The 2,585-nt window shown below is 75.1% G+C and carries 2 protein-coding genes; one reads left to right on the forward strand and one right to left on the reverse strand.

What is annotated here, in order from left to right:
• Window positions 1-92 precede the first annotated feature (92 nt).
• The gene (locus tag ACIGW4_RS00810; protein WP_399577545.1) at window positions 93-1,352 is read right to left on the reverse strand and encodes an Nramp family divalent metal transporter; all 1,260 of its coding nucleotides are present in this window, start codon (window positions 1,350-1,352) and stop codon (window positions 93-95) included.
• A 142-nt stretch (window positions 1,353-1,494) separates the two neighbouring features.
• Here ACIGW4_RS00810 and ACIGW4_RS00815 point away from each other — a divergent pair, with 142 nt between their 5' ends.
• Window positions 1,495-2,439 (forward strand): cyclase family protein, encoded by a 945-nt coding sequence (locus tag ACIGW4_RS00815; RefSeq protein ID WP_359591696.1) that lies wholly within the window; start codon window positions 1,495-1,497, stop codon window positions 2,437-2,439.
• Window positions 2,440-2,585 lie beyond the last annotated feature (146 nt).

The raw sequence follows: 2,585 nt of genomic DNA on the forward strand, positions 1-2,585 counted from the left end.
CGTGCGGTTGGGGGCGGGGCCCCGGGGGTACCGGGCGGGGGGGGGGGGGGGGCGGGGGGGGGGGCCCCCGGGCCCCCCCCCGCTTCCGCGTCTCACCCCAGCGCCAGGTCCATCAGCAGGAACCCGTTGACGGCCACCGCCGCCGCCACGACGAGCGAGGCCGCCGCGGTCGTGGCCCAGTGGTTGACGGCGGCGCCCATCAGCGAGCGGCGTGCCGTCAGGCGGATGAGCGGGACCAGCGCGAAGGGCACACCGAGGGAGAGGCCCACCTGGGAGAGGACCAGCAGGTGGGTGGTGTCGAGGTCGGCGGCCAGCAGCAGGACCGCCGGGGCCAGGGCCGCGAGGCGGCGCGCCCCGGCGGGGACGCGACGGCGGATCAGGTCCCGCATGGCGATGTCGCCCGCGTGGGTGCCGACGGCGGTCGACGCCAGACCGGAGACCAGCAGGGCCAGGGCCAGGGCGAGGGCCGGGAGGGCGCCGAGCACCGCGCCGACGGTGGCGTGGACGCCCTCCAGGCTGAGCGGGCCCGCGCCGGCGGGCAGTGCCGCCGCCGTCAGGAGCAGGGCGGCGTTGATCGAGCCGGCCAGCAGCATCGCCCCCACCACGCCCCTGCGGGTGGCCGACAGGACGTCGGCGGTGCCGCCGGGGAGGGACGGGCCGCCGACGCGCAGCCGTCGGCCGCTGTCCCGGCTGAGCGCGGAGTGGACGTAGATGGCGTGCGGCATGACGGTGGCGCCGAAGATGCCCGAGGCGAGGAAGGCGGCCCGGCCGTCGGGCAGCAGCGGCCGCATGCCCGAGAGCATGCCGCCGACCGTGGGGCCGGCGAAGACCGCGCAGGCGACGAAGCCGCAGGCGATCAGGGCCAGGGCCACGGTGATCGCCACCGCGAAGGCGTTCTCGCCCCGGGTGGTCCGCAGGTGGAGCAGGGCCGTGGAGACCGCGGCGACGGTGACCGCGCCCGCCCACAGCGGAAGGCCGAAGAGCAGCTTCAGGGCGACCGCGCCGCCGACCACCTCGGCGATGTCGGTGGCGACGGCGACGAGTTCGGCCTGGACCCAGTAGGCGACGCGGGCGCGGCGGCCGACGGCCGAGGCCACGGACTCGGTGAGCGAGCGGCCGGTGCAGGAGCCGAGTTTCGCCGAGAGGTACTGGATGAGGCCCGCCGCCGCCGTGGACCCGACCACCACCCACAGCAGGCCGTACCCGTAGGCGGACCCGGCGCTGAAGTTGGTGGCGACGTTGCCGGGGTCGACGTAGGCCACGGCGGTCACCAGGGCCGGGGCGAGGCCCAGCGAGGCCCGGGCGGCGGCCCGGCCCGGCCGCGTCCGCGGGCGGGTCAGCACTTCGGTCACGGGAACTCCTCCAGAGAGCATCGAAGCCTTACGCACATCAGATCTCTTATGATTACATGAGATCGTACTGCCGGGGCCAGCCCGGCGCAGCCCGCCCCCCCCCCGCCGTTGAGGAGAGAGCACTGTGTGCGGAACCTGGGTCATGAAGTCCGTGTTCGGAGAGGCGTACACGGCCGAGGACGACCACATCCACGCCCATCAGGCCAACCGGCCCGAGGAGAGCGTCAAGTCCGCCGCCGAGGTGCGCCGTGCCGCGTCCGGCCCCAGCCGCCGCAAGATGCTGGGCATGGCCGGCGCGCTGAGCGCCACCGTGGCGGGTCTCGGAATGATCGACGCCAAGCCCGCGAGCGCGAGCTCCACGGGGATCGACACCAGCCGCGTGCTGGGTGGCAACCGCCGCATCGTCGACATGAGCCACGCCTGGGGCGCGGACTTCCCCGTCTTCCGGCCGTTCGTCGAGCCGGCCAGGTTCGACCAGGTCGCCTCGGTGGAGAAGGAGGGGTACAACACCTTCATCATCACCATGGACGAGCACAGCGGCACCCACATGGACGGCCCCAAGCACTTCGACAACGGCCAGCTGGCCACCGACGAGATCCCGGCCGAGAACCTGATCGCCCCGCTCGTCGTCGTCCGCATCGCCGACCGCGCGGAGAAGGACCTCGACGCGCTGCTCACCTACGACGACCTGCGCAAGTGGGAGAGCCGCCACGGTCGCATCCCGGACGGCGCCGTGGTCGCCATGGACTGCGGCTGGTCCGGCCGCATCAACGACCCGGCGCGCATCTTCAACCGCGACGCCGCCGACAAGCCGCACTTCCCCGGCATCGGCTGGGACGCGGCGGAGTTCCTGGAGTCGCGCCGCAACATCGTCGGCGTGGCGACCGACAGCCCCAGCCTGGACTCCGGCGCCAACAACTACCTCGACCCCAGGGCCCACAAGATCCTGCTCACCACCGGCCACTACGGCATCGAGTGGGCGGCCAACGTGGACAAGCTGCCCGAGTCCGGGGCGGTGACGGTCATCGGCCTGATGAAGCACAAGGGCGGGTTCGCCGGCCCGGTGCGGATGTTCGGCCTCTACTGACCGGCGGAACGACGGTGGGGGGGGGGGGGGGGGGGGCCCCCCCCCCCCCCCCCCCCCGTGGCCGCGCCCCCCCCCCCGCCCGCGGGGCGCCCCCGCCCCCCCCCCCGCGCGGCGGGCGCCGCCGCCCGCGGGCCCCCCCCGCGCCC

The organism is Streptomyces sp. NPDC053513 (assembly GCF_044544765.1).
GTDB lineage: Bacteria > Actinomycetota > Actinomycetes > Streptomycetales > Streptomycetaceae > Streptomyces > Streptomyces litmocidini.

What these genes read in the sequence shown, in the direction of transcription:
- ACIGW4_RS00815 (WP_359591696.1), top strand. Translation starts at nt 1,495, where the DNA reads ATGAAGTCCGTGTTCGGAGAGGCGTACACGGCCGAGGACGACCACATC.